At 59.2% G+C, this 25,654-nt stretch carries 28 protein-coding genes; 24 read left to right on the top strand and 4 right to left on the bottom strand.

Annotated features, from left to right (window positions below):
- Positions 1-3: 3 nt before the first annotated feature.
- From I5L03_RS09140 to I5L03_RS09130, 3 genes are all read left to right on the top strand, one after another.
- Positions 4-813, top strand: a complete 810-nt coding sequence (locus I5L03_RS09140) for a class I SAM-dependent methyltransferase (RefSeq protein WP_197921426.1) — start codon at positions 4-6, stop codon at positions 811-813.
- Positions 803-2,209 carry an NAD(P)H-dependent flavin oxidoreductase gene (locus I5L03_RS09135; protein WP_197921425.1) on the top strand — a complete coding sequence of 469 codons (1,407 nt, stop codon included), beginning with the start codon at positions 803-805 and terminating at the stop codon, positions 2,207-2,209. The genes I5L03_RS09140 and I5L03_RS09135 overlap by 11 nt, the downstream gene beginning before the upstream one ends.
- A gap of 128 nt (positions 2,210-2,337) precedes the next feature.
- The gene (locus I5L03_RS09130) at positions 2,338-2,913 is read left to right on the top strand and encodes a PGAP1-like alpha/beta domain-containing protein (RefSeq protein WP_197921424.1); all 576 of its coding nucleotides are present in this window, start codon (positions 2,338-2,340) and stop codon (positions 2,911-2,913) included.
- Here the strand turns inward: I5L03_RS09130 and I5L03_RS09125 are convergent.
- Together I5L03_RS09125 and I5L03_RS09120 are read right to left on the bottom strand one after the other, a co-directional pair.
- Complete coding sequence (locus I5L03_RS09125) at positions 2,910-3,422, bottom strand: DUF805 domain-containing protein (RefSeq protein WP_197921423.1); 513 nt, start codon at positions 3,420-3,422, stop codon at positions 2,910-2,912. The two genes, I5L03_RS09130 and I5L03_RS09125, sit on opposite strands and share 4 nt — an antisense overlap.
- Positions 3,423-3,431: 9 nt before the next feature.
- Positions 3,432-4,733, bottom strand: coding sequence for an ammonium transporter (locus I5L03_RS09120; protein WP_197921422.1), 1,302 nt, complete (start codon positions 4,731-4,733; stop codon positions 3,432-3,434).
- Between the two features lie 157 nt (positions 4,734-4,890).
- On the opposite strand from I5L03_RS09120, the gene I5L03_RS09115 reads away from it, so the two are divergent.
- Positions 4,891-5,322 carry an SH3 domain-containing protein gene (locus tag I5L03_RS09115; RefSeq protein WP_234035156.1) on the top strand — a complete coding sequence of 144 codons (432 nt, stop codon included), beginning with the start codon at positions 4,891-4,893 and terminating at the stop codon, positions 5,320-5,322.
- Between the two features lie 54 nt (positions 5,323-5,376).
- Here the strand turns inward: I5L03_RS09115 and I5L03_RS09110 are convergent, their stop codons facing one another.
- Positions 5,377-5,775: a hypothetical protein gene (locus I5L03_RS09110; protein WP_197921420.1), complete on the bottom strand. Its 399-nt coding sequence runs from the start codon at positions 5,773-5,775 to the stop codon at positions 5,377-5,379.
- A gap of 25 nt (positions 5,776-5,800) precedes the next feature.
- Positions 5,801-6,997: a thiolase family protein gene (locus I5L03_RS09105; protein ID WP_197921419.1), complete on the bottom strand. Its 1,197-nt coding sequence runs from the start codon at positions 6,995-6,997 to the stop codon at positions 5,801-5,803.
- A gap of 140 nt (positions 6,998-7,137) precedes the next feature.
- Here I5L03_RS09105 and I5L03_RS09100 point away from each other — a divergent pair, with 140 nt between their 5' ends.
- The 20 genes from I5L03_RS09100 (at position 7,138) to nuoN (ending at position 25,653) form a co-directional block, all read left to right on the top strand.
- Positions 7,138-8,592, top strand: a complete 1,455-nt coding sequence (locus I5L03_RS09100; protein WP_197921418.1) for a coniferyl aldehyde dehydrogenase — start codon at positions 7,138-7,140, stop codon at positions 8,590-8,592.
- A gap of 69 nt (positions 8,593-8,661) precedes the next feature.
- Positions 8,662-9,999: an SMP-30/gluconolactonase/LRE family protein gene (locus I5L03_RS09095; RefSeq protein ID WP_197921417.1), complete on the top strand. Its 1,338-nt coding sequence runs from the start codon at positions 8,662-8,664 to the stop codon at positions 9,997-9,999.
- An 86-nt stretch (positions 10,000-10,085) separates the two neighbouring features.
- Positions 10,086-10,460: an NADH-quinone oxidoreductase subunit A gene (locus tag I5L03_RS09090; RefSeq protein WP_197921416.1), complete on the top strand. Its 375-nt coding sequence runs from the start codon at positions 10,086-10,088 to the stop codon at positions 10,458-10,460.
- 71 nt (positions 10,461-10,531) lie between these two features.
- Positions 10,532-11,077, top strand: coding sequence for a NuoB/complex I 20 kDa subunit family protein (locus tag I5L03_RS09085; RefSeq protein ID WP_197921524.1), 546 nt, complete (start codon positions 10,532-10,534; stop codon positions 11,075-11,077).
- A gap of 20 nt (positions 11,078-11,097) precedes the next feature.
- Positions 11,098-11,586: a hypothetical protein gene (locus I5L03_RS09080; protein WP_197921415.1), complete on the top strand. Its 489-nt coding sequence runs from the start codon at positions 11,098-11,100 to the stop codon at positions 11,584-11,586.
- Positions 11,583-12,452, top strand: a complete 870-nt coding sequence (locus tag I5L03_RS09075) for an NADH-quinone oxidoreductase subunit C (RefSeq protein ID WP_197921414.1) — start codon at positions 11,583-11,585, stop codon at positions 12,450-12,452. The genes I5L03_RS09080 and I5L03_RS09075 overlap by 4 nt, the downstream gene beginning before the upstream one ends.
- Positions 12,449-13,663, top strand: a complete 1,215-nt coding sequence (locus tag I5L03_RS09070) for an NADH-quinone oxidoreductase subunit D (protein ID WP_197921413.1) — start codon at positions 12,449-12,451, stop codon at positions 13,661-13,663. Before I5L03_RS09075 ends, I5L03_RS09070 begins: the two co-directional genes overlap by 4 nt.
- Positions 13,660-13,854: a hypothetical protein gene (locus I5L03_RS09065; protein WP_197921412.1), complete on the top strand. Its 195-nt coding sequence runs from the start codon at positions 13,660-13,662 to the stop codon at positions 13,852-13,854. Before I5L03_RS09070 ends, I5L03_RS09065 begins: the two co-directional genes overlap by 4 nt.
- The gene (locus tag I5L03_RS09060; protein ID WP_197921411.1) at positions 13,851-14,039 is read left to right on the top strand and encodes a hypothetical protein; all 189 of its coding nucleotides are present in this window, start codon (positions 13,851-13,853) and stop codon (positions 14,037-14,039) included. The genes I5L03_RS09065 and I5L03_RS09060 overlap by 4 nt, the downstream gene beginning before the upstream one ends.
- Positions 14,029-14,697, top strand: coding sequence for an NADH-quinone oxidoreductase subunit NuoE (gene nuoE / locus I5L03_RS09055; RefSeq protein ID WP_197921410.1), 669 nt, complete (start codon positions 14,029-14,031; stop codon positions 14,695-14,697). The genes I5L03_RS09060 and nuoE overlap by 11 nt, the downstream gene beginning before the upstream one ends.
- The gene (locus I5L03_RS09050; protein ID WP_197921528.1) at positions 14,694-14,837 is read left to right on the top strand and encodes a hypothetical protein; all 144 of its coding nucleotides are present in this window, start codon (positions 14,694-14,696) and stop codon (positions 14,835-14,837) included. The genes nuoE and I5L03_RS09050 overlap by 4 nt, the downstream gene beginning before the upstream one ends.
- Positions 14,837-16,129: an NADH-quinone oxidoreductase subunit NuoF gene (gene nuoF / locus I5L03_RS09045; RefSeq protein WP_197921409.1), complete on the top strand. Its 1,293-nt coding sequence runs from the start codon at positions 14,837-14,839 to the stop codon at positions 16,127-16,129. Before I5L03_RS09050 ends, nuoF begins: the two co-directional genes overlap by 1 nt.
- Positions 16,129-18,123 carry an NADH-quinone oxidoreductase subunit NuoG gene (gene nuoG, locus I5L03_RS09040; RefSeq protein ID WP_197921408.1) on the top strand — a complete coding sequence of 665 codons (1,995 nt, stop codon included), beginning with the start codon at positions 16,129-16,131 and terminating at the stop codon, positions 18,121-18,123. The genes nuoF and nuoG overlap by 1 nt, the downstream gene beginning before the upstream one ends.
- Entirely contained in the window at positions 18,120-19,172 is a 1,053-nt protein-coding gene (gene nuoH, locus I5L03_RS09035) for an NADH-quinone oxidoreductase subunit NuoH (protein ID WP_197921407.1), read from the top strand. Before nuoG ends, nuoH begins: the two co-directional genes overlap by 4 nt.
- Complete coding sequence (gene nuoI, locus I5L03_RS09030; protein ID WP_197921406.1) at positions 19,169-19,657, top strand: NADH-quinone oxidoreductase subunit NuoI; 489 nt, start codon at positions 19,169-19,171, stop codon at positions 19,655-19,657. The genes nuoH and nuoI overlap by 4 nt, the downstream gene beginning before the upstream one ends.
- Positions 19,658-19,687: 30 nt before the next feature.
- Positions 19,688-20,305, top strand: a complete 618-nt coding sequence (locus I5L03_RS09025; protein WP_267904214.1) for an NADH-quinone oxidoreductase subunit J — start codon at positions 19,688-19,690, stop codon at positions 20,303-20,305.
- On the top strand, positions 20,302-20,607 hold the full coding sequence (gene nuoK, locus I5L03_RS09020; RefSeq protein ID WP_197921405.1) for an NADH-quinone oxidoreductase subunit NuoK: 306 nt from the start codon (positions 20,302-20,304) through the stop codon (positions 20,605-20,607). The genes I5L03_RS09025 and nuoK overlap by 4 nt, the downstream gene beginning before the upstream one ends.
- Positions 20,608-20,612: 5 nt before the next feature.
- Positions 20,613-22,679, top strand: coding sequence for an NADH-quinone oxidoreductase subunit L (nuoL, locus tag I5L03_RS09015; RefSeq protein ID WP_197921404.1), 2,067 nt, complete (start codon positions 20,613-20,615; stop codon positions 22,677-22,679).
- Positions 22,679-24,190, top strand: a complete 1,512-nt coding sequence (locus tag I5L03_RS09010) for an NADH-quinone oxidoreductase subunit M (protein WP_197921403.1) — start codon at positions 22,679-22,681, stop codon at positions 24,188-24,190. Before nuoL ends, I5L03_RS09010 begins: the two co-directional genes overlap by 1 nt.
- Complete coding sequence (gene nuoN / locus I5L03_RS09005; RefSeq protein ID WP_197921402.1) at positions 24,190-25,653, top strand: NADH-quinone oxidoreductase subunit NuoN; 1,464 nt, start codon at positions 24,190-24,192, stop codon at positions 25,651-25,653. The genes I5L03_RS09010 and nuoN overlap by 1 nt, the downstream gene beginning before the upstream one ends.
- The last annotated feature ends 1 nt before the right edge of the window (position 25,654 follow it).

The raw sequence follows: 25,654 nt of genomic DNA, 5'->3' as shown, positions 1-25,654 counted from the left end.
GGCATGTCGAGAGGGATCGCCATAAGGATTCTTGCCGGGTTCGGCCTGTGCGCAGCGCTTGCCGCCTGCGACACAGCGGCCGATAATCGTCCGGCCAGTTCGCAGGATTTCCCGCGCGCCTATCGCCCGGTGTCGGAAGTTGGCAGCAACGCATTTTCCACCGAAACCGCGCGCGATGATCGTGGCGAGGCGGAAACAGTGATGGACCAGGCGGCGATTACCGAAGGGATGACCGTCGCCGACATCGGCGCGGGTGAAGGCTATTATACCGTCCGCCTCTCCGCCCGCGTTGGCCCGGAGGGCCGGGTACTGGCGCAGGATATCGACGATGGCGCGCTGCGCCGCCTCGGCGGACGTGTTGAGCGCGAACGGCTCGACAATGTCTCGGTCATTACTGGCGGTATCGACGATCCCAACTTGCCGCCTGACAGTTTCGACCGCATATTCATGGTGCATATGTATCATGAGATTACAGAGCCTTACGCCTTTATCTGGCGCATGCGTCCGGCATTGCGCGAAGGCGGTCAGGTGATCGTAGTGGATGTGGACAGGCCAACCGATCAGCACGGAATTAATCCGCAGTTGCTGTTTTGCGAATTCGAGCGAGTCGGCTATCGACTAGTCGAATTCATCCGAAAGCCTGAAATTGCAGGCTATTACGCGCAATTTGAAGTCGTAGGAGAACGACCCGATCCGCGCGATATCGAGCCATGCGTTCAGCCGGGCGAAGATTTCGACCAAATGACGATAGAGGAGCCAGTGGGCGAAACCGCTTCACAGAGTGTTTCCTCAGGGGAAAATAATGACATTTAAGGGTCTCAAACCCATCATGTATGGCGGCAGGGAAGTCTGGCCGCTGATCGAAGGTGGCAAAGGTGTTTCGGCGACCAACCATATGTCCAGCGGGGCATGGGCCGCAGCTGGCGGCATCGGCACGGTCAGCGCCGTTAATGCCGACAGCTATGATGAAGATGGCAATCCCATTCCACAAGTTTACCCGCAAGCGACCCGCGTCGAACGCTTTGAGCAGCTGGTCCGCTACGCAATCGACGGCGCTACCGAACAGGTAAAGCGCGCGCATGAAATGGCCAATGGCAAAGGCGCGATCAATATCAACGTGCTGTGGGAAATGGGCGGCGCGCAACAGGTGCTCGAAGGCGTCCTGGAAAACTGCAAGGGCATGATAACCGGCGTCACCTGCGGTGCAGGCATGCCCTACAAGCTCGCCGAAATCGCCCAACGCTACAACGTACATTACCTGCCGATTATTTCCTCTGCGCGTGCATTCCGCGCCCTGTGGAAGCGCAGCTATTCCAAGGTGCCCGACCTGATGGCGGCTGTGGTCTACGAAGACCCGTGGCTGGCTGGTGGACACAATGGCCTTTCGAATGCCGAAGACCCGAAGAAGCCCGAGGATCCCTATCCGCGCGTTGCTGCTCTGCGCGAGACAATGCGCAAGGAAGGCGTTTCCGAAGACACGGCGATCGTCATGGCAGGCGGCGTTTGGTATCTGCGCGATTGGGAGGACTGGATCGACAATCCTGAGCTCGGCCAGATTGCCTTCCAGTTCGGCACGCGTCCGCTATTGACCGAGGAAAGCCCGATCCCGCAGGTCTGGAAAGACATGCTGCGCACTGTCGAGCCCGGCGATGTGCTGCTGCACAGTTTCTCACCGACCGGTTTTTATTCCAGCGCCGTGAAGACGCCGTTCCTGTACGATTTGATGCATCGCAGCGAGCGGCAGATCCCCATTTTTAAGCGCGATCAGGAAGAAGGCACTGTGCCGCTAATGGATCATGGAAAGGCTAAGTATTTCTTCGTTCACCCCGGCGATCAGCGGAAAGCACAGTCGTGGATGGCAGAAGGCTTTACCGAACCGCTGAAAACGCCGGACGATACGGTCGTCTTCGTCACGCCCGATAGCGCGAACAAAATTCGCACTGATCAGGCCGAATGCATGGGCTGTCTGTCGCATTGCCAGTTTTCCAGCTGGAAGGACCATGACACGCATACGACCGGCCGCCTCGCCGATCCGCGCAGCTTCTGCATCCAGAAGACCCTGCAGGATATCGCCCATGGCGGCGATCCGGACGATAACCTCGCTTTCGCAGGCCATTCAGCATATCGCTTCAAGACCGATCCGTTCTACTCGAACAACTTCATACCCACGGTGAAGCAGTTGGTCGATCGCATCCTGACAGGCGACTGATGTTGGACCACCGCAGCGCACCTCCACCGCTGCGGCGGACTTTGCGGGAAGGGCTTTCGCTTCCTCGCGTCCTGCTCAATCCCTTGCGCCAGCCTGCGCCCGGTCCCCAAATTGGCAATGGGCGCTACGTGCTCGTTATTCCGGGCCTGACCACCGGCGATATTTCGACAGCCTTGTTTCGCAAAACATTGGCCGCGCGCGGCTTCCGGCCTGAGGGTTGGGGGCAGGGTATCAACCTTGGCGCGGATCCAGTGAAGCTCGCCCGGCTCGAAAAGCGCATCGCGGAAATGCATCGGGAAAGCGGGCAGAAAGTGCTGCTGATCGGCTGGAGTCTCGGTGGCCTCTACGCCCGCGTTCTCGCTAATCGCATGCCGGACGATATAGAAATGGTTGTGACGGTCGCCACGCCTTTTTCCGGCAGCAGACGCGCCAATTCGGCGTGGAAACTTTACGAGGCTTTGAACGATCACAAGGTCGATAACACGCCGTTCGATGTCGATCTCGAGCAGAAACCTCCGGTGCCGACGCTTGCGGTGTGGTCCGGCGTAGATGGGATCGTTTCGCCCGAATGCGCCTGTGGCAAGGAAGGCGAGCGCGATGCGGAGCTTCGCATCGATGCGACGCATTTCAAGATCGGCACATCGCGCAAATGCATCAACCAGATCCTCGCGAAGATGGCAGAAGTCGATCCGGCGAGCGGCTAGATCACTTTCTCTGCAGGGCGCGGATTGGGGCCGTAGCGATTGTCCTCGTTCCGCGCGGGCCACATCAAAAGTATAAGCGCGGCAAGCCAACTGGCTGAATACATCATCTCCAGTCCGACCCGATTATACCACAGATCATTGTCGGGATAGCTGGCGGTGGCGAAGAGCCAGCTGTCGTACACCGCTAATCCTATCAAGATAAATATCGGGAGAGCGAGCCATCCGTTTTTGTCGCTGTCGTGCAGGCGCCTGATAATCGCGGCCGGCATCGGCACTAGAGACGCAAGCATCAATGCGAGGCCAGCCCAGTCCGGAATAACGGCGCCTCTGCCGAAAAGAGAAAGCGCATCCGCCAAAACCCAGATCAGCACTAGCGGGATCACGCAGAGCATCGCCAGTTCTGTCCGCGATGATCGACCGCGCGGGTCCCAGAACAGTTTCCATCCGCGGCTATAGGTCGCAAGGTCGGCAATGCAGCCAGGGCGCATTCTCAGATCGGCTTTGGCCACGGCTTCTCGCTAGTCGAAATGCCAGGCGCGCTCGCCGTGGCTGCTGGCATCAAGGCCTTGCAGTTCCTCGTCCTCGCTCACCCGCATCGGGATGAACAGGCTTACACCCACGGCCAGCACTGCCGTCATGAAGGCGCTGAAGACGCACACTGCCAGGATGCCGATCGCCTGCACGCCCATCGCCAGAGGAATGTCGCCCGCAAAGCTGTATCCCGTCCCGCCGAGCCCTGACCAAATGAATAGGCCAAGCAGCAGCGTTCCGAGCATTCCGCCCGCGCCATGGACGGCAAACACATCGAGGGAGTCGTCGATCCCGAGCCGGTTTTTGACCAGCAGGATCGCCTGATAACAGATGAAAGACCCTGCTGCGCCCATCAGAATTGCCGCGCCGGGGGCAATGTATCCCGCAGCAGGGGTGATGGTGGCAAGGCCGGCAATCGCGCCGGTCGCAAAGCCAATTGTCGTAGGCTTTCCGAATTTTATCTTTTCAATCCCCAGCCAGACCAGCGCTGCGACAGCGGCGGCAAGGTGCGTGTTGATGATCGCTGTCGATGCGTCGTCGGTCGCGGTAAGCGCGCTTCCCCCGTTGAAGCCGAACCAGCCGACCCATAGCAGCATGGCACCGAGCATCGTGAGTCCCGGCGCATGAGGGAGCAATTGCGCGGAGCCGAAACCCTGCCGTTTGCCGAGCAGCAGCACGACGACCAGCGCAGAAACACCTGCCGTCGCATGCACGACGAGGCCGCCGGCAAAATCGATCACTCCCAGCTGCCCCAGCCAGCCACCGCCCCAGATCCAGTGCGCCACCGGGGCATAAACCAACAGGCTCCAGAGAGCTGTGAACGCCAGCACCCAACCAAAGCGCGCACGGTCTACCCAGGCGCCCACCATGAGAGCGGGAGTGATTGCGGCGAACGTCATCTGGAACAGCGCAAATGTACTTTCAGGTAGCAGCAAGCCTTCGCGCAAGATCGTCAGGTCATTCAGCATCCATTTGCTGGTGCCTCCGATCACCGCATTTACGCTGGGCCCGAAGGCGAGCGAATAGCCAATAACGATCCACATGACCGAAGCGAGGCCGGCCACGGCGGCAACCTGCAATGCCACCGAAAGGAAATTCTTCGCCCGCACCAGTCCGCCGTAAAACAGCGCAAGGCCGGGCAATGTCATAAGCAGCACGAGCGCGCTCGACACGAGGATCCATGCCGTATCGCCTGAATCATTCTGTGCGATATTGGTCATCCCGTCCTGCGCCATGGCAGTATGCGGAACGGCAAGCAGCGCCGCCGCCAATCCAATCTTGCGAACCATGATTTCCCCTCGTGATCTGCGCTTCGGCAGGAGACCCTCAATAGCACGCAGTTATGACCAAATATCAAAGAGCCGCAAGAGCGAGAGGTAATGGTTGCCGCGACTCAATGGTGCGCGTTACATACGTGCTATGCGATCCCTTCTGTGCATCATCCTAATGGCAATTTCCGCACCTGCAGCGGCACAGGACGTTGAGCTGCCTTATTGGGCAAGCATCAGCGCGGAAGAGGCCAATATGCGTGCCGGTGCGAGCGAGGTATATCCTATCGAATGGATATATGAACGCCCCGGCTTGCCGGTGAAAGTCATCAGGCTCTACCAAGGCTGGCGATATATCGAGGAGCCTGACGGCACGCGTGGGTGGATGTTCAGCGGATTGCTCAGCACAAAGCGTACGGCGATCGTCACGGGCGATGAGGCCGTGCCCATGCGGGAGGCTGCTTCAGACCAATCGGCGATGCGTTGGAACCTGGAGCCCGGTGTGATTGGTGAACTTGGTGAGTGCAGCGAGAACTGGTGCCTTCTCGACGTAGAGGGTCATCAGGGATGGGTCGCGATGGACCACCTGTGGGGAGCGGGCGAGCCCTAAACGAAAAAGGGCGACCCGAAGGCCGCCCTTGTTTCCGAAATCTTTTTGTGGCGTCTATTCCGAACGCGTCATTGTGGCCGTTTCGCCATCGGGGCTCGTCCATTCGACGTTGCCCTCAGCGTCCGGATCGGTGACCTCATAACAGAGCGGATCGGCGTCTAGTGCGCCTTCCTCGGTAAAGCAGACATTGTCCTCCACTGTCGACCAGGTGCCGGTGCGGACGACTTCCCCATCGATATAATCGGTGAAAATGCCATCTTCGGTCAGCGTCGTCGTCAGTGTCGCACCATCAGTGCCTTCGCTGGTATAGGTACCCGCATAAGTCGCGCCGATAGCTTCACCGGCCGGTTCCAGTTCGGCGATTTCGGCTTCGACCGGCTCATCCACGCCTTCGTCTGCGCATGCGGCGAGGGCGAGGGGAAGGGCGGCGGCTGCAAAGATAAGTTTCTTCATTTAGTCTCTCCGGTATTGATATCGATTAGGCCAATTCGACGGCGACGGCAGTAGCTTCACCGCCGCCAATGCAGAGACTGGCAATGCCGCGCTTCTTGCCCTGTTGCTTCAGCGCATTGACGAGGGTCACGATGATACGCGTACCGCTCGCGCCGATGGGGTGGCCGAGTGCCGTGCCGCCGCCATTGACGTTAATCTTGTCATGATCGATGCCGATGTCCTGCATGGCAAACATGGCTACGCAGGCAAAAGCCTCATTCACTTCCCACAGATCGACATCATCGACGCTCCAGCCGGTCTGTTCGAGCAGCTTCTGGATCGCGCCGACAGGGGCGATGGTGAATTCTTCGGGCAACTGCGCATGGGCCGTCATGCCTACAATAGTGGCGATCGGAGTGTGGCCCTTCTCATCGGCGACGCTCTTGCGCGTCAGGACCAGCGCAGCCGCGCCATCAGAAATGGAGGAGGACGTTGCTGCAGTGATCGTGCCGTCCTTGGCGAAAGCCGGACGCAGCTGCGGTATCTTGTCCGGGCGGCCCTTGCTCGGCGCTTCGTCCGTCTCGACCGTCACATCGCCGCGGCGCGTTGTGAAAGTCACCGGCACGACTTCATCGGCGAATGCGCCGCTATCGATGGCCTTGTTGGCGCGGTCGAGGGAAGCGATCGAATATTCGTCCATCGCCTCGCGCGTGAGCTGATACTTGTCAGCCATGTCTTGCGCGAAAGTGCCCATAGCGCGGCCTTCTTCATAGGCATCTTCCAGCCCGTCGAGGAACATGTGGTCATAGGCCTTGTCATGGCCGATGCGCGCGCCCGAGCGATGCTTTTTGAGAAGATACGGGGCGTTGGTCATGCTTTCCATGCCGCCGGCAATCACCGTGTCGACCGTTCCGCTGGCGAGCGCCTCTGCACCCATGATCACCGTCTGCATGCCGCTGCCGCAAACCTTGTTGACCGTCGTCGCTTGCACGCTTTTTGGCAGATCCGAAAGGATCGCCACCTGCCGGGCAGGGGCCTGGCCAAGGCCGGCGGGAAGCACGCAGCCCATGTAAATCCGGTCCACATCATCGCCTGCAACGCCTGCGCGCTCGACTGCGGCCTTCACCGCGGTGGCGCCAAGATCGGTCGCAGCTACGTCAGCCAGAGCGCCCTGCATCGCTCCCATCGGGGTGCGGGCATAGGAGAGAATGACGATGGGGTCAGATTCGTTGAAAGCGGGCATCTTTTGTAAGCCTTTCGGTCGCGAATGGTTGTTCGATTTCGGGAGCTATTTAGTGTTGCGGTGCAACGAATGCAAACGAGGCGCGTTAGACAAAAGGATGCCTCATTTAGGCGCTTAAGCAATACGAACAGGTGCAATTCATGTCGCAAGACACGCAATCGAAAAACCAGGAAGACACACAATGGCTGAACCAGATGCTGGATCGCCAGCGCAAGGCCTTCAATGCCGCGCGGCCGGAACAGCTTTCTGTCCGTCAGGATCGGCTCGATCGGCTGATTGCACTCCTCGCGGAAAACGACAAAGCGCTGTGTGAGGCCATGAATGAAGATTACGGCAATCGCAGCGAAGTGCAGAGCATGCTTACCGATGTGATGAGCGCCATCAACTTCGCCAAATATTGCAAATCCAACGTGAAAGACTGGTCTGCGCCATCACGCCGCAGCCTGCAATTCCCGCTTGGGCTGATGGGCGCCAAGGGCGAAGTGCGATTCGAGCCCAAAGGCGTGGTCGGGATTATCAGCCCGTGGAATTTCCCGGTAAATCTCGCTTTCGGTCCGCTGGCGCAGGTGCTTGCCGCCGGTAATCGCGCAATGATCAAGCCGAGCGAATTTACGCCTGTTACCAGCAATCTTATCACTGAGCTGGTTGCTCATAACTTTGCGCCGGAAGAGGTGAATGTCGCGACTGGCGGCGTCGAGGTCGCCAAAGCCTTTTCAGCGCTTCCATTCGACCATCTGGTGTTTACCGGTTCGACCGAGACCGGTCGCAAGGTCATGCAGGCTGCTGCGAAAAATCTCGTTCCGGTCACGCTGGAACTTGGCGGCAAGAGCCCCACTATCATCGGCCGAAGTGCCGATCTTGAGCGCGCCGGATCGCGCATCGTCACCGGCAAGACGATGAATGCAGGCCAGATCTGTCTCGCCCCCGATTACCTGCTGGTGCCGGAAGAGATGGAGGACGGCGTAATTGCCGCGCTGGAACTCGGCGTGATGGACCAGTATCCGACCTTGCGCGACAATCCGGATTACGCGAATATTATCAATGACGAGCAATTCGAGCGGCTTCGGAATATGGTCGCCGATGCGCGCGATAAAGGGGCGCAAGTGATCGAGGTGAATCCGGCCGACGAGGATTTTGCCAAGGGCAATCAGCGCAAAATGCCGCTGACAATCATCCGCAACCCCACCGATGGCATGCAGGCGATGCAGCAGGAAATCTTCGGTCCGGTTCTGCCTGTGATTACCTACGGAAAGATCGACGAAGCGATCGACTTCGTGAATGATCGAGACCGTCCACTTGGCCTATATTATTTCGGCGACAATTCGTCAGAGCGAGACAAGGTGCTCGGTAATACAATTTCTGGCGGTGTGACGGTCAACGACGTGATCTTCCATGTGTCTGCCGAAGACATGCCCTTTGGTGGCATCGGGCCGAGCGGAATGGGCTGCTATCACGGCATCGAAGGTTTCAAGGAATTCAGCCATGCGCGCAGCGTCTACACTCAGCCTAAACTAGATGTCGCAGGGCTTGGGGGCCTAAAGCCGCCCTATGGCGAGCGCGCGAGAAAAGTGCTGCACTTCATGGCCCGCAAATAGGGCGCACCCGTAGGATAAGCTGGCGGCGAGGGGTGACAGCGGGGCAGGGCAGGCGGTATCGCTTCGCTAATGCTTCGTTTGACACTACTTCTCGCCGCCGCTTTTTCGACGACTGCCTGCGCCTCGCGCATCGAACTGCCGGGGAGCGTTCTTCCGCCTGAGCAGGAAGCAGCAGCAGCAGTCGAAGGCATGGGAGCGCCGGAGCCTTGGCGATCCGTTGACGCCACGACCGCCCAAATCACTGATGCAGAAGGGCTGGCCCAGCTTGCGGAGGATTTTCCGGACTCCGCATCGGTGAGGCTACGCTTGCTTGGCAATGCCTATCGCGATGACAGGCCCGATGATGTCTTGCAGAACTGGCACTGGCTGATGGATCGCAACTATTGGCTGGAACACCAGACCGTTGTCCAATTGGGTGCGTATCTAGCCAGCAAAGGCGAGCAGTATACAGGGGGTGTCGGCGATGACCTTCGGATCGCACACGAAGCGACGCTCGATTTGCCTCGTGAGAGCAGTGAACTGATAAGTGTAGTTCCCGAAGCTATTCGATTGCCGGAAGCCGTTTTGCGCGATGAGAGCAATGGGCGCACACTCGTGACCAGCATCGTGTGTCGCGGACTATTTTCGCAGGACGATGGAGCGGCATGGCGCGAAGTCGTGATCGATGACGCGGGAAGCCTTGCCGGCATCGCTCTGGACGAACCGCGCGGCCTTATCTGGATCGGCTCCGGTGTCGTCGATCAAACGCCCAATCCGGAAACTGCTTTTCGCGGGATTATCGCGATCGATCGGATCACCTTGGAAGAACGCCGCCGGGTGCCCGCTCCTGATGGTGTCTCCATCTCCGACATCGCCGTGGGGCCGGACGGCACGGTCTACGGCAGCGACCCAGTCGGGGGAGGGGTCTATTCCGCTGCGCTGGGCGATATCGCAATGCAGACATTCATCGCACCGGGCACTTTCCGATCACCGCAGGGCATTGCTGTGCGGCCTGACAACACCGCGCTCTACATCAGCGACTACCGTTACGGCCTCGCCCAAGTGATGATCCGCAGCCGTATTGCCTATCGCATGCGTGCGGCGCAGCCGATGTTGCTCGATGGGGTGGATGGCCTCCGGCTGCGTGGCAATGAACTGATTGCGGTGCAGAACGGCCTCGATCCGCAACGCGTCACGGCATTTGAACTGGGACAGGGCATAGGCGTGATCGCCGCTAATCGCACATTGGAGATCGCCAATCCTGACTGGACGGAACCGCTGGGCGGATCGATTTCAGGAGACTCGTTTTACTATATCGGCACCGGCCAATGGGACATTTACGGAGAAGGTGGCGTGGTCAATGAAGGCGCATCCTCGCGGCCCGCACAGATCCGTCGCCTGCAACTCGTGGAAACTCCCCCCGAATAGGCGGAAATTGGCCTTTCTGCTGCCTTGCATCATAGGCCCTATCGGACTAGACGCGCCCCGGAACCTACAGCGAACGCGAGTCCATCTTGGTCGACCTATCTCAATACCTGCCGATATTGCTGTTTCTGGCAATAGCCTTCGGCTTGTCCGTCCTCTTCGTTTTCCTGCCAATGGGCGTATCGCGCCTGACAGGGGCGCACAATCCCGATGCTGCCAAGCTGACGGAGTACGAATGCGGCTTCCCCGCTTTCGAGGATGCGCGCAGCCAGTTCGACGTGCGCTTCTACCTCGTCGCCATCAGCTTCATCATCTTCGACCTGGAAGCAGCTTTCCTGTTTCCATGGGCAGTGAGCCTGGGTGAAACGGGCTGGGCAGGCTGGCTCGCCATGATGACTTTCCTTGGCATCCTCGCCATCGGCCTCGCATATGAATGGAAGAAGGGAGCTCTGGACTGGGAATGAGCACCGATCCGAACACCGATCCCGCATTTGCCGGGCAAACCTCCGTCAACCCGGCGCTGGATGGCCAGCGTATGCGGGACAGCATCGCTCCGACTGCCAAGGGCGGCGAAATCAAGCAGCCCGATACGGATTTCTACAATTCACTTCAGACCGAAGTGAATGACAAGGGCTTCCTCGTCACCTCGACCGAGGAGCTGTTCCAATGGGCGCGTACCGGCTCGCTGTGGTGGATGACCTTCGGCCTCGCCTGCTGCGCGGTGGAGATGATCCACGTTAACATGCCGCGCTACGATATGGAGCGCTTCGGAATCGCCCCGCGCGCTTCGCCGCGCCAGTCCGATGTGATGATCGTCGCCGGAACGCTGTGCAACAAAATGGCCCCGGCGCTCCGCCGCGTTTACGACCAGATGTCCGATCCGAAATATGTGATTTCGATGGGCAGCTGCGCCAATGGAGGCGGCTACTATCACTACAGCTATTCTGTCGTCCGCGGGTGCGATCGCATCGTGCCGGTCGATATTTACATTCCGGGTTGCCCGCCGACAGCCGAAGCACTGCTCTACGGCGTGATGCAGCTGCAGCGTAAAATCCGCCGCGTCGGGACGATCGAGCGATGAGAAAGATTCTTCGGACAGCAATGGCTGCGTCGCTTTTGACCATCGCGGCTCCCGCAATGGCGCAGGCGGAGACGCCTACAATGACAGCTGACGGCTCTGTTTCGGTAGTGATGCCGTGCCAACAGCCGGAGGATGCGACCAACGACACGGACTTCCTCGAAGGTTGGCTGTGCCTAGACGAAAACGCGATGTTCGTAATGATTGTATCGACCGGTCCGCAAGGTGCGGCCTACCAACCCTTCACGTCTGATTTCGACGCGTTGGTCGCAGATGTTTCCGACGATATCAGCACCGGCAATGTCGATGAAAGCATGGTCGATGGGCGCCGCACGCTGGTAGCAAGCATGAACGAAGGCGGCACGAATGGCAGCATGCGTGCTGTCCAGATCGCTCCCGATCGCGTGGCTTATGCGATTACGATGTCAAATCCTGACGCGCCGGAAGCATTGAAGGCATCTATCCGAGAGCGGGGCATGGCATTTCTGGACTCGATGGAGATACATCAGTGACCACAGTTCTCCACTCCGCCCCGAAATTTGCGTCGAATGACGGCGTGCTGGAAACGCTTTCCACGGCGCTTGGCAGCATGGTCGTCAGCACGCTCGAAGCGCATGGCGAGATCAGCATCATTGTAGAGCGCGACAGCATCGAAGATGCGCTTCGCCTTCTGCGTGATGAGCATTCCTACCAGCAGCTAGTCGAGATTGCGGGTGTCGACTACCCGGGCCGTGCGGAGCGGTTTGAAGTGGTCTACATGCTGCTCAGTCTCACCAAGAACCATCGCGTGATGGTGAAGGTCAGCACGGACGAGGACACGCCGGTGCCAACAGTCACCACGCTTTGGCCGGTCGCCGGTTGGCTCGAGCGTGAAGTGTTCGACATGTATGGTGTGACGTTTGACGGAAATACTGACCTCCGCCGCATCCTGACGGACTATGGCTTCGAAGGGCATCCCTTCCGCAAGGACTTCCCGCTGACGGGCTACACCGAACTGCGCTATTCCGAAGAGGAAGGGCGCGTTGTGTATGAGCCGGTCGAGCTGGCGCAGGATTTCCGGACTTTCGACTTCACCTCGCCGTGGGAAGGCGCAGATTACGTGCTGCCGGGTGACGAAAAGGCCGACGTGCCGCCGATTGACGATCCCAAGGTTACCGAGAGCCCGAAAGATACCGGCGCTGGCGCAAAGGCCGATGACAAGGCTGCGAAAAAGGTGAGCGCAGGCTCTCCGGCGGAAAAGGACACTGGCAAAAAGGCCGCGGGCGCTCCCGAAGCGACCGAAGACGCGCCCGATCGTGCCGCCAGCAAGGGCGATGTCGAAGAGACCAAGGGTGCCACCGTGCCTGAAACGAAATCGGATAAGGAGGACGACAAGTGAGCGGCCTCGTCAAGGAAACATCGCCCACCACGGGCGAATATGAGATCACCAATTACACGATCAATTTCGGTCCGCAGCACCCTGCGGCGCACGGCGTGCTGCGCATGGTCATGGAGCTTGATGGCGAAATCATCGAGCGGATCGACCCACATGTCGGACTGCTGCACCGCGGCACCGAAAAGCTGATCGAATACAAAACCTATCTGCAGGCGCTGCCGTATTTCGACCGGCTCGATTACTGCTCCCCGCTGGCGCAGGAATATTCTTACGTCCTCGCCATCGAGAAGCTGCTGAATGTTAAGGTCCCGGAGCGGGCGCAGTACCTTCGCGTGCTGTTTACCGAGCTGACTCGCATCTGCAACCACATGCTCAATATCGGTGCGCATGTGATGGATGTCGGCGCGATGACGCCCAACCTCTGGGTGTTCGAGCTGCGCGAAGACTGCATGAACTTTTTCGAGCGGGCTTCGGGCGCGCGTATGCATGCTGCATGGTTTCGCCCGGGCGGCGTCCATCAGGACGTGCCGCTGAAGCTGCTCACCGATATCGGCGACTGGGTCGACAACCGCTTGCCCGAGCTATTCGGGGACGCGATGAGCCTGGTGCAGGACAATCGCATCTTCAAGCAGCGCAATGTCGATATCGCCGTCGTCTCGAAAGAGGATGCGGTGAAGTGGGGCTTCTCCGGCCCGATGATCCGCGCCGCTGGCATTCCGTGGGACCTGCGCAAGTCGCAGCCCTACGATGTCTACGACCGGATGGATTTCGAAATCCCGGTCGGCACGAATTCGGATTGTTATGATCGCTTCATGGTCCGCTGCGAAGAAGTCTATCAGTCCGCGCGCATCATCAAGCAGTGCCTCGCAGAAATGCCCGAAGGCCCGATCGCGAGCGACAACAAGAAGGTTTCACCGCCCAAGCGCGGCGAGATGAAGCAGTCGATGGAAGCGCTGATCCATCACTTCAAACTCTACACCGAAGGCTTCCACGTGCCTGCGGGCGAAGTCTATGTCGCGACCGAAAGCCCCAAGGGCGAATTCGGCGTGTACCTGGTGGCAGATGGCACCAACAAGCCTTACCGCTGCAAGATCCGCCCGACCGCATTCTCGCACCTGCAGGCGATGGATTTCATGTCCAAGGGCCACATGCTGCCCGACGCAACCGCCATCCTCGGCGCAATCGACGTGGTTTTCGGGGAGTGTGATCGGTGAGCAGTCGCGATCAGCTTTTCCTAACCGTGATGGCACTTATGCTCGGAGCGCGTTTTTCTGATTGGATGGGGCCGGCTCTGTTCAATTCGCTGATCATTGTCGGGTTTGCTTTTGTGCTTGTTTGGGCGATCATTGATTATCGCAACGGCGAAAAGGTCTTCATTTGGCAGAGCAAAGAGAATAGCCAATGATCCTCCGCGAACTCTTCATCTTTCTCGCCGCATTCGCCGCCTTCGCATCGGCGGTCGCGGCGTATTTGGCGGTCTTCCACGGTGAAGCACCGCTCAAGGAAATCTTTTCGACCGCAGCTGCTGCGGTGATTGGCCTTTATGTTGGCCGCTATTTTGAACGACGGAGGCTGGCCCATGGCGGGTAGGCACATCGCCCCTGATACACCCGAACTGCGCGAGCGCTGGGGTGGCTGGACTTTCACGGACGCCAACCGTGAAAAGGCCGATTGGCACATCAAGAAGTATCCCGAAGGGCGCCAGAAGTCTGCGGTCATGCCGCTGCTGGACCTTGCGCAGCGCCAAGTGGGTGAAGAGACCGATACGCAGGGCTGGCTGCCACTTCCGGTGATCGAATATATCGCCGAATATCTGGACATGCCAGTCATTCGCGTGCTCGAAGTTGCGACCTTCTACATGATGTATAACCTTGTTCCGGTGGGTAAATTTCACGTCCAGGTGTGCGGCACCACGCCGTGCATGCTGCGCGGATCGGACGAGATCATCGCCGCCTGCAAAGCGCGCGGAATGAAATTCGGCGAAGTGTCGGAGGATGGCCTCTGGACGCTGACCGAAGTCGAATGCATGGGCAATTGCGCCACCGCGCCGATGGTCCAGATCAATGACGGCAATTATGAAGACTTGAACGTAGAGCGCCTCCATGCGGTCCTTGACGCGCTCGCCGCAGGTGAGCAGCCGAAGGAAGGCACGCAGGAGCCGGGCCGTCACACATCGGAGCCTTCGGGCGGCCCTACGACGCTGAAGGAAATGGTCGACGCGAACCACGATTATCGGAGCAACTGGTGATGGAGCAATTTCTGCCCATTGTCATTGCGCTGATTCTGATCGTGATCGCGTGGAAGGTGCTGAAAGGCATCGTTAAAACTGTTGCGCTCGTCGCCATCCTGGCGGCTGTCGCAATCTGGGTATTCGGAGTCATGGCATAATGCTGGCTGACAAGGACCGCATCTTTACCAACGTCTACGGCTTCCAGGATTGGGGTCTCAAAGCCGCGCAGGAACGTGGCGATTGGGATAACACCAAGAAGCTGATCGAGATGGGCCAGGATTCCATCATCGAAGAGATAAAGTCCTCCGGCCTGCGCGGTCGTGGTGGCGCTGGCTTCCCAACCGGCATGAAGTGGTCCTTCATGCCAAAAGAAAGCAAGGATGGCCGTCCAAGCTTCCTCGTCATCAATGCCGACGAATCCGAGCCCGGTTCGTGCAAGGACCGTGAGATCATCCGCCACGATCCGCACAAGCTGATCGAAGGCGCACTGGTCGCCGGTTTCGCCATGCGGGCGAGGGCGGCCTACATCTACATCCGCGGCGAATATATCCGCGAAGCCGAAACGCTGCAGAAGGCCATCGATGAGGCGTATGACGCCGGACTGATCGGCAAGAATGCCAGCGGCTCCGGCTACGATTTCGATGTCTTCATGCACCGCGGTGCGGGCGCATACATCTGCGGTGAGGAAACCGCGATGATCGAGAGCCTCGAAGGTAAGAAAGGCCAACCGCGCCTCAAGCCGCCATTCCCTGCAGGCGCAGGCCTCTATGGCTGCCCGACGACGGTGAACAATGTGGAATCGATTGCGGTCGTGCCGACGATCCTGCGCCGTGGCGGCGCGTGGTTTGCCAGTTTCGGTCGCGAGAACAATCACGGCACCAAGCTCTTCCAGATCAGCGGCCATGTCGAAAAGCCATGCGTGGTCGAGGAAAGCATGAGCATCCCGTTTCGCGAGCTCATAGATAAGCATGCTGGCGGCATCCGTGGCGGTTGGGACAATCTCCTCGCTGTGATCCCGGGAGGCTCCTCCGTTCCGCTGGTTCCGGCAGCAGAGATCATGGATGCGCCGATGGATTTCGACGGGCTGAAGGAACTCGGCTCGGGGCTCGGCACGGCGGCGATCATCGTGATGGACAAGTCGACCGATATCGTCCGCGCAATCAGCCGCATCAGCTATTTCTACAAGCATGAAAGCTGCGGCCAATGCACGCCCTGCCGCGAAGGCACGGGCTGGATGTGGCGCGTGATGGAACGCCTGCGCCATGGTGAAAGCTCGCCGGCAGAGATCGACATGCTCTACCAAGTCACCAAGCAGGTGGAAGGCCATACGATTTGCGCACTGGGCGATGCCGCCGCTTGGCCGATCCAGGGCCTGCTCAAGCATTTCCGCCCCGAATTAGAACGCCGCATCGAAGAGCGTGAAGCCGCCCTTCAGGAGGCAGCCGAATAATGCCTAAAGTTACCGTAGACGGTCAGGAAATTGAGGTGCCAAACGGCGCCACCGTGCTGCAGGCGTGTGAGCTTGCGGGCAAGGAAATTCCGCGTTTCTGTTACCATGAACGCCTAAGCATCGCCGGCAATTGCCGCATGTGCCTTGTCGAAGTAAAGCCCGGTCCGCCCAAGCCGCAGGCAAGCTGCGCTTTGCCGGCCACCGAAGGCCAGGAAATCCGCACCGATAGCGAAATGGTGAAGACCGCGCGCGAAGGCGTAATGGAGTTCCTGCTGATCAATCACCCGCTCGATTGCCCGATTTGCGATCAGGGCGGCGAGTGCGACCTGCAGGACCAGGCCATGATGTATGGCCGTGGTGGCTCCCGCTATGAAGAGAACAAGCGCGCGGTGACGTCCAAGAATATGGGCCCGCTGATCAAGACGATCATGACCCGCTGCATCCATTGCACCCGTTGCGTCCGCTTCTCCGAAGAGATCGCCGGTGTCGACGAAATCGGCGCGCTCTATCGCGGCGAGGACATGCAGATCACGACCTATCTGGAGCAGGCGGCCAAGCATGAGCTTTCCGCCAATGTGATCGACCTGTGCCCGGTCGGCGCGCTTACTAGCGGCCCGTATGCTTACGAGAGCCGCCCATGGGAGCTGAAGAAGACGCTCGGTATCGACGTGTCCGATGCGGTTGGCGCGAACATTCGTATCGACAGCCGTGGCCGCGAAGTGCTGCGCGTACTTCCGCGCGACAATGACGAGGTCAATGAAGAGTGGATCTCGGACAAGGCGCGCTACCAGGTCGATGGCCTGACGCGCCGCCGCCTAGATAAGCCCTTCATCCGCAAGCGGGGCAAGCTGCAGGCTGCAAGTTGGGGCGAGGCCTTCAAAGCCATCGCCAAAGCCAAGCCGGGCAAGAGCATCGCTGCGATTGCTGGCGACATGGTCGATTGCGAAACGATGTTTGCCGCGAAGGCGCTACTCGAGGCAGCAGGCAGCAAGCTGATCGAAAGCCGCCAGACGGGCATGGATTACGATGTGTCCAACCTCGCGGCTGTCAATTTCAACAGCAGCTTTGTCGGGATCGAGGACGCTGGTGCGATCCTGATCATCGGCAGCCACATTCGCTGGGAAGCGCCTCTGGTCAACGTCCGCATTCGCAAGGCGGCAAAGCGCGGCGCGAAGGTATTCGTGGTCGGTCCCGAGTGGGACACGACCTATCCGGCGGAATTCCTCGGCAATGATCTGGGCGTGCTGAACAAGCTGCCTGCGAGCGTCACCGATACTTTCAAGGGCGCTGAGAAATCCGCAGTCATCCTTGGCGCTGCAGGCTTCGCAGCCGGTGCGCATGAAGCGGCTCTGGCCGTTACCAGCAAGCTGAAGGCAGAGTTCAACGCCCTCCACACCGCCGCTGCCCGCATGGGCGCGCTGATGCTGGGCTTCGCGCAAAAGGGCGGCATCGCCGATATCGTCAAGGCCAAGCCGAAAGTCGTGCTCGCGCTGGGTGCTGACGAGGTGGACTGGAGCCTGTTCGACGGCTCGCTCAAAGTCTATCTCGGCCACCATGGCGACAAGGGCGCGCATGCGGCGGATGTTATCCTACCTGCCGCCGCCTACACCGAGAAGCCCGGCACATATGTGAATACCGAAGGCCGCGTGCAGATGTCCGACAAGGCGATCTTCGCCCCGGGCGATGCGCGGGAAGACTGGACAATCCTGCGCGCGCTTGCCGATGCGCTCGGCGTGTCGGTCGGCTTCGACAGCTTCGCAGAGCTCCGCGCCGCGATGACGGCAGAGGTGCCAGCGCTTTCCAATGAAGGCGAAATCGCCGATTACGGCGCGCTACCTGCGGCTCCCAAGGCCGCGAAGGCTACGGGCACGATTGACGCCTATCCAATCACGGATTTCTACCTCACAAACCCCATCGCCCGCGCCAGCACGGTGATGCAGGAATGTTCGGCAGAACTGTTGCACGGGGATGAGCTGAAGGAGGCTGCGGAATGACCGAGTTCTTCCAATCCCTCGGCATGAATTACGAATGGGCATGGTTTGTCGCGACCATTTCGGGGATTCTGCTGATCGCGTTGCCGGTGATGCTCGCCGTGGCGCTGGTTATCTATATGGACCGCAAAGTGCTGGGCGCTGTCATGATGCGCCGTGGCCCGAATGTGGTTGGCCCCTTCGGCATCCTGCAGAGTTTCGCGGACGGTTTGAAGGTGTTCCTGCAGGAAACCATCATTCCTTCGGCCGCCAACAAGGGCATTTTCCTGCTCGCGCCGATCATCACCTTTACCGTGGCATTGCTCGCCTGGGCGGTGATCCCGTTCGATGCGGGTGTGGTCTTGGCCGATATCAATGTCGGCTTGCTCTATGTGCTCGCGATCAGTTCGCTGGGCGTTTACGGCATCACCATGGCGGGCTGGGCGAGTAACTCGAAATACCCGTTCTTCTCCGCCATGCGCGCGGCTGCACAGATGATTTCTTATGAAGTTTCGATTGGCTTCATCCTCGTCTGCGTCGTACTCTACGCCAATTCGTTCAACCTGACCGAGATCGTCGAAGGCCAGCGCGGTCACGGCTTCGGCATCGTGAACGGCTATTATTTCAACCTGCTGCTGTTCCCGATGTGGGTGGTGTTCTTCATCAGCTCGCTCGCCGAAACGCAGCGCGCGCCGTTCGACCTGACCGAGGCGGAGTCCGAACTCGTCGCCGGCTACCAGACCGAATACAGCTCGATGAGCTTCGCGCTCTTCTGGCTCGGCGAATATGCCAACATCTTGCTGATGTGCAGCCTCAACACGCTGTTGTTCTTTGGTGGCTGGTTGCCGCCGATCGACTGGGCTCCGCTTTACGCCGTGCCGGGCTTCATCTGGTTCCTGCTGAAGACGATCTTCTTTTTCTTCATGTTCAGCTGGATCTGGGCGACCGTGCCGCGGTATCGCTATGACCAGCTGATGCGCCTTGGCTGGAAAGTCTTCCTGCCGATGAGCCTCCTCTTCGTCGCGCTGACGAGTGGCTGGCTGATGCTTACCCGATATGGAGGTGCGGCATGACCGCCGTCGCTCAATTCGTAAAGTCGTTCACGCTTTGGGAATTCCTGAAGGCGCACGCGCTGACGCTGAAGTATTTCTTCAAGCCGAAGGTGACGAATAACTACCCCTACGAGAAGAACCCGATTTCGCCGCGGTTCCGCGGGGAGCATGCGCTGCGTCGCTATCCCAATGGCGAGGAACGCTGCATCGCTTGCAAGCTGTGCGAGGCTGTATGCCCCGCGCAGGCGATCACGATCGAATCCGAACCGCGCGAAGACGGCAGCCGCCGTACCACGCGGTACGATATCGACATGACCAAGTGCATCTATTGCGGCTTCTGCCAGGAAGCTTGTCCGGTGGATGCCGTGGTCGAGGGGCCGAACTTCGAATACGCGACCGAAACGCGCGAGGAATTGCTTTACGACAAGGCAAAATTGCTGGCGAACGGGGACAAGTGGGAACGCGCGATTGCCGCAAACCTTGAAGCCGACGCTCCGTATCGTTAAGCGCGCCTCAAGAGTCGACGGGGACTTCTTTTGACAGTTTTTGCTTTTTACATGTTTGCCGCATTCGTCATCGCGTCCGGCGCAATGACGATTTTGTCGCGCAACCCGGTGCATTCGGTGCTCTGGCTCATCCTCGCTTTCTTTAACGCGGCGGGCCTGATGGTGCTCGTGGGGGCAGAGTTCCTCGCGATGCTGCTGATCGTCGTCTATGTCGGCGCAGTCGCGGTGCTGTTCCTCTTCGTCGTGATGATGCTCAATATCGATTTTGCCGAAATGCGCGCCGGTTTCATGAAAAACGCGCCGCTGGGCCTAGCTGTGGCGGTCATCCTGCTTGCCGAGCTGGTGCTGGGCATCGGGGCCTATCGCGCAGGCAGACTGGAACTGGGCACGCCGACGGGTGACGCCGCTCCGATAGCTGGCGCGAGCAATATCGAGAATATCGGCGCGCTGCTTTACGGCAAGTACGTCTTCCTTTTCGAGGCCGCTGGCATCATCCTGCTGGTCGCGATGATCGGCGCCATTGTGCTGACCCACCGCGAGCGCCGTGCGACGCGTGGCCATCAGAACATCGCCAAGCAGAACGCTCGTCGCCCGGATGAGGCAACCGTCAATGTGAAACCCGAGTATGGGCAGGGGGTCGAGCTGTGATTGGTATCGAACACTACGTGGTGGTCAGCTCCATCCTGTTCGTGATGGGCGTCTTGGGCATCTTCCTCAATCGCAAGAACATCATCGTCATCCTGATGGCGATCGAGTTGATCCTGCTTGCGGTGAACATTAATCTGGTAGCCTTCAGCGCCTTTCTGGGTGATTTGACCGGACAGGTATTTGCCATGTTCGTGCTCACTGTGGCCGCTGCAGAAGCTGCCATCGGCCTTGCCATCCTTGTCGTCTATTTCCGTAACCGCGGCACCATCGCGGTGGACGATGTCAACCGGATGAAGGGATAAGTTCCTTGAATACCTCCATCCTCATCATCGTTTTCGCGCCGCTGCTGGCTGCGATCATTGCCGGTCTCGGCAATCGCAATCTGGGCAATACGGTTGCCAAATCGATCACCACAGGCGGCCTATTTCTTGCCTGCGCGCTGAGCTGGCCGATCTTCATCGGTTTCTTGACGGGTAGCGAGACGGCAACGGTCGTTCCGGTGCTGAAGTGGGTCGAAAGCGGCGCTTTCAGCTTTGACTGGGCACTGCGTGTCGACACGCTGACCGCAGTCATGCTGGTGGTCATCACCACCGTGTCCGCGCTCGTCCATCTGTATAGCTGGGGCTATATGGAGGAAGACCCGGATCAGCCGCGCTTCTTCGCCTATCTTTCGCTTTTCACCTTTGCCATGCTGATGCTGGTGACGGCCGATAACCTCGTCCAGATGTTCTTCGGTTGGGAAGGCGTGGGTCTCGCAAGTTACCTGCTGATCGGTTTTTGGTTCAAGAAACCCAGCGCCAATGCCGCAGCGATCAAGGCATTCGTCGTCAACCGTGTCGGTGACCTCGGCTTCATGCTCGGCATTTTCGGAACGTTCCTTGTCTTCCAGACGACGAGCATTCCCGAAATCCTCGAAATGGCTCCGGCCATGGAAGGCGCGAGCACCATTGGCTTCATGGGCATGCGCCTCGATACGATGACAATCCTATGCATCCTCTTGTTCATCGGTGCGATGGGCAAATCGGCTCAGTTGGGCCTGCACACCTGGCTGCCGGACGCGATGGAAGGCCCGACGCCTGTGTCGGCGCTGATCCACGCCGCGACCATGGTGACCGCAGGCGTGTTTATGGTCTGCCGCTTGTCTCCGATGTTTGAAGCTGCACCTGCAGCGCTGGCAGTAGTGACGGTGATCGGCGCTGCCACCTGCTTTTTCGCCGCGACCATCGGGACCACCCAGTGGGACATCAAGCGCGTTATCGCCTATTCGACCTGCTCACAGCTCGGCTATATGTTTTTCGCCGCTGGCGTTGGTGCGTATGGCGCAGCGATGTTCCATCTCTTTACGCATGCCTTCTTCAAGGCACTGTTGTTCCTTGGTGCGGGCTCTGTGATCCACGCGATGCATCACGAGCAGGATATGCGCTATTACGGTGGCCTCAGGAAGCACATCCCGTTCACTTTCTGGGCGATGATGGCCGGTACGCTCGCTATTACGGGCGTGGGTGTCTACCACCTCAAGGCCGGTTTTGCAGGCTTCTGGTCGAAAGACGCGATCCTTGAAGTCGCCTATGCGTCTGCCGGTGCCTATTCGGACATGGCCTTCTGGCTCGGCACGATCGCTGCGCTGCTCACCAGCTTCTATAGCTGGCGCCTGATGTTCCTGACCTTCTGGGGCAAGCCGCGCTGGATCGAAAGCGAGCATATCCAGCATGCAGTTCACGCGGGCCATGACGAGCCGGACGAGCACAATCCGCCGCACCAGGAAGACTCCGGTCACGATGTGTCGCACGCCGTGCCGTCGCCAGATCACGCTCCGGGTACGGGGGGATATCATCCGCATGAGAGCCCGTGGACCATGCTGGTGCCACTCGCGATCCTGAGTGTGGGCGCGGTCCTTGCGGGACAGATTTTCTACCACGCATTTCTGGACGAGGCTTCTTTCTGGGCCGGTTCGCTATATTATGAGCCCACTCTTATGGCTGAGCGCAAGGAAGTGCCGTTGTGGGTCAAATATGATGCGACCGTCATGATGATAATCGGACTCGTCGCTGCTTGGTATGCCTATATTCGCAAACCGTCAGTACCCGAAGAAACAGTCAAACAGCTCGGTCCGATCCACACCTTTGTTTATCGCAAGTGGATGTTCGACGAGCTGTATCACTACGTCTTTGTCGTCCCGGCCTTCTGGCTTGGCCGCTTCTTCTGGAAGCGCGGTGACGAAGGCACCATCAACCGCTTCGGCCCTGACGGGGCTGCGTGGGTGGTGATGCAGGGCTCTGCCTTCGCCAAGAAAGTTCAATCCGGTTATCTGACGAGTTACGCTCTGATCATGCTTATCGGCCTTGTCGCCGCTGTCACCTGGGTGCTGTTCTGATGGGCGGTTTCCCCATTCTCTCGGTCATGCTGCTCGTCCCGCTCATCGGAGCGATCGTCTGCCTGTTCCTCGATGCCAAGCCTGCACGTGTGGTCGCTCTTGCCACGACCATGGTCAATCTGGCGCTCGGTATCGTGCTTTGGGCCAATTATGAGATTGGCGGCGAGCAGTGGCAGTTCCAGGAATATCACGCGCTTTTTGCGGGCTTTGCCTACGCGCTAGGCGTCGATGGCATCGCCCTGATGCTGATCATGCTGAGCGTATTCCTCATGCCGATCTGTATCGGCGCGAGTTGGGACGCGATAAACAAGCGCGTCGGCGAATACATGGCCGCATTCCTGTTCATGGAAGTGCTGATGATCGGCGTATTCGCTGCGCAGGACCTTTTCCTGTTTTATATCTTCTTCGAAGCAGGTTTGATCCCGATGTATCTGATCATCGGTATCTGGGGCGGCGATAACCGCATCTACGCCAGCTATAAATTCTTCCTCTACACACTGCTCGGCTCGGTCCTGATGCTGATCGCGATGTTCTGGATGGTGAATGCCTCGGGCACGACATACATCCCGTATCTGATGGAGTATGACTTCGCGGCTGAGGCGCAGACATGGCTCTGGCTCGCATTCTTCGCCAGTTTTGCCGTGAAGATGCCGATGTGGCCGGTCCACACCTGGCTGCCGGATGCGCACGTTCAGGCGCCCACCGCCGGTTCCGTCATTCTGGCCGGTGTGCTGCTGAAGCTCGGGGGTTACGGTTTCATCCGTTTCAGCCTGCCGATGTTTCCCGATGCCAGCGCACAGTTCGTATGGCTGATCTGGGGCCTCAGCATGGTCGCGGTGGTGGTCACCAGCCTGATCGCGCTCGTCCAGCACGATATGAAGAAGCTGATCGCTTACAGCTCGGTCGCCCACATGGGCATCGTGACTGTCGGCCTGTTCGCTTTCAACGTGCAGGGCCTCGAAGGCGCGATGATGATTATGCTCGGGCACGGGCTTGTATCGGGCGCGCTCTTCCTCTGCGTTGGCGTGATCTACGATCGCCTGCATACGCGGGAGATTGCGCGCTACGGCGGGCTCAGCATCAATATGCCTGCTTACGCCGTGCTGTTCCTGCTGTTCACCATGGCCAGCATCGGCCTGCCGGGCACAAGCAACTTCGTGGGCGAATTCCTGGCACTTGCTGGCATTTACCAGATCAACAGCTGGGTTGCCTTCGTCTGCACCACCGGCATCATCCTGGGTGCCGCCTACATGCTTTATCTCTATCGCCGCGTTTGCTTTGGCCAGCAGGTCAATGACGATGCGGCTGCCATGCCGGACCTTTCGATGCGCGAATACCTTCTCCTCGGCCCCATCGCCGCCGCTGTTCTGTGGATGGGCGTTTATCCGGAAAGCTTCCTTGCACCGATGCGCGAAGATATTGCTTGGCTCGACGAGCGCCTGGCTGAAGCGGAGCCGGCTAGCGATGCGAACCTGCAACAGGTTGCCGCAGCGGAAGGGGAGGCGCAGTGATGGATTACGCAGCTTCCTTCGCGCTGATCGCGCCTGAACTCGTACTGACAATTTCCGGCCTGGTTCTGCTGCTGGTTGCGGCATGGGGCGGGGACAAAGCTTCGCGCATGATCAGCATCGCCGCGGCCGTCTCTCTCGGCGGAGCTTTTGCGCTGGCCGCACCTGCCGTGTGCACCGGAGCGACCGGGCTCGATACAATGGCGTTCGGTGATCTTTTCCGCGCAGATGCCTACGCCAACCTTGCCAAGCTGATGATTTTCGCTGCAGCCGGTGCTGTGCTCGTCGTGGCGCCGCGCTTCTTCACCGGCATCGGTGAAATGCGTGCCGAATATCCGATTCTTGTGGTGTTTGCCGCGCTCGGCATGAGCATCATGGTCTCGGCGACCAATTTGCTGACGCTGTATATCGGCCTCGAACTGAACTCGCTTGCCGCCTACGTGCTCGCCGCTTTCCTGCGGGACGATGAGCGTTCTGCCGAAGCGGGCCTCAAATACTTCGTTCTGGGCGCGCTCGCATCCGGCATCCTGCTGTTCGGCATGAGCCTTGTCTACGGCTTTGCCGGTACGACCAATTTCATGGGCATTGCCGAGGCTGTTCAGGGCGATTTGTCGACCGGCATGCTGTTCGGCCTTATCTTCATGCTGGCGGGTCTCGCTTTCAAGATCAGCGCCGCGCCGTTCCATATGTGGACGCCCGACGTTTACGAGGGCGCTCCAACGCCTACGACAATGTTCTTCGCTAGCGCGCCAAAGGTCGCTGCCGTAGCGCTGCTCGCACGCGTGATGATGGAAGGCTTCGGCACGCAGGTCGATGCGTGGCGCCAAGTCGTGATCGCCGCAGCGCTGCTGTCGATCATCATCGGTGCGCTCGGCGCTATCGGACAGACGAATATCAAGCGGCTGCTCGCCTTTTCCTCGATCAACAATGTCGGTTTCATCCTGATCGGCCTTGCCGCTGCAACCGTCACCGGGATCAGCGCGATGCTCGTGTATCTCGCGATCTATGTCGTGATGACGGTCGGCAGCTTCGTCGCCGTGCTCTTGATGCGCGATGCGGAAGGCAATCAGGTTGAGGGGATCTCTGACCTTGCTGGCCTTTCGACCACGCGTCCTGCACTTGCTGCGGTGATGGCGATGCTGATGTTCAGCCTCGCCGGTATCCCGCCGCTGTTCGGTTTCTGGGGCAAGTTTGTGGTCTTCGAGGCGGTTGTTCAGGCAGACATGCTCGCGCTGGCCGCCATCGGTATCGCAGCCTCGGTGATTGGCGCCTTCTATTACATCAAGGTCGTCAAGATCATGTATTTTGACGAGCCTGCAGGCACGATAACCGGTGAAGGCGATACGCCGCACTGGGCACTGCTGTTCATCTGCGCGGCGATTGTCTCTCCGCTTGGCTACCTGCTTACACCGTGGCTGGGTGAACTCGCGGACGGTGCAGCTGCCTCATTGATGCTGCCTGCCTGAG

It is taken from the genome of Aurantiacibacter sediminis, from assembly GCF_016019885.1.
Lineage (GTDB): Bacteria > Pseudomonadota > Alphaproteobacteria > Sphingomonadales > Sphingomonadaceae > Alteraurantiacibacter > Alteraurantiacibacter sediminis.
The sequence above is the reverse complement of the archived record's forward strand: the minus strand, read 5'-3'. Positions and strand labels throughout refer to the sequence as shown.

Coding starts and splice junctions, on each gene's coding strand:
- nuoG (WP_197921408.1), top strand. CDS start 16,129: ATGCCTAAAGTTACCGTAGACGGTCAGGAAATTGAGGTGCCAAACGGC.
- I5L03_RS09080 (WP_197921415.1), top strand. CDS start 11,098: ATGGCTGCGTCGCTTTTGACCATCGCGGCTCCCGCAATGGCGCAGGCG.
- I5L03_RS09140 (WP_197921426.1), top strand. CDS start 4: ATGTCGAGAGGGATCGCCATAAGGATTCTTGCCGGGTTCGGCCTGTGC.
- I5L03_RS09110 (WP_197921420.1), bottom strand. CDS start 5,775: ATGAAGAAACTTATCTTTGCAGCCGCCGCCCTTCCCCTCGCCCTCGCC.
- nuoN (WP_197921402.1), top strand. CDS start 24,190: ATGGATTACGCAGCTTCCTTCGCGCTGATCGCGCCTGAACTCGTACTG.
- nuoI (WP_197921406.1), top strand. CDS start 19,169: ATGACCGCCGTCGCTCAATTCGTAAAGTCGTTCACGCTTTGGGAATTC.
- I5L03_RS09095 (WP_197921417.1), top strand. CDS start 8,662: ATGCTTCGTTTGACACTACTTCTCGCCGCCGCTTTTTCGACGACTGCC.
- I5L03_RS09135 (WP_197921425.1), top strand. CDS start 803: ATGACATTTAAGGGTCTCAAACCCATCATGTATGGCGGCAGGGAAGTC.
- I5L03_RS09010 (WP_197921403.1), top strand. CDS start 22,679: ATGGGCGGTTTCCCCATTCTCTCGGTCATGCTGCTCGTCCCGCTCATC.
- I5L03_RS09120 (WP_197921422.1), bottom strand. CDS start 4,733: ATGGTTCGCAAGATTGGATTGGCGGCGGCGCTGCTTGCCGTTCCGCAT.
- nuoE (WP_197921410.1), top strand. CDS start 14,029: ATGGCGGGTAGGCACATCGCCCCTGATACACCCGAACTGCGCGAGCGC.
- I5L03_RS09115 (WP_234035156.1), top strand. CDS start 4,891: ATGGCAATTTCCGCACCTGCAGCGGCACAGGACGTTGAGCTGCCTTAT.
- nuoH (WP_197921407.1), top strand. CDS start 18,120: ATGACCGAGTTCTTCCAATCCCTCGGCATGAATTACGAATGGGCATGG.
- nuoF (WP_197921409.1), top strand. CDS start 14,837: ATGCTGGCTGACAAGGACCGCATCTTTACCAACGTCTACGGCTTCCAG.
- I5L03_RS09060 (WP_197921411.1), top strand. CDS start 13,851: ATGATCCTCCGCGAACTCTTCATCTTTCTCGCCGCATTCGCCGCCTTC.
- I5L03_RS09105 (WP_197921419.1), bottom strand. CDS start 6,997: ATGCCCGCTTTCAACGAATCTGACCCCATCGTCATTCTCTCCTATGCC.
- I5L03_RS09100 (WP_197921418.1), top strand. CDS start 7,138: ATGTCGCAAGACACGCAATCGAAAAACCAGGAAGACACACAATGGCTG.
- I5L03_RS09085 (WP_197921524.1), top strand. CDS start 10,532: ATGCGGGACAGCATCGCTCCGACTGCCAAGGGCGGCGAAATCAAGCAG.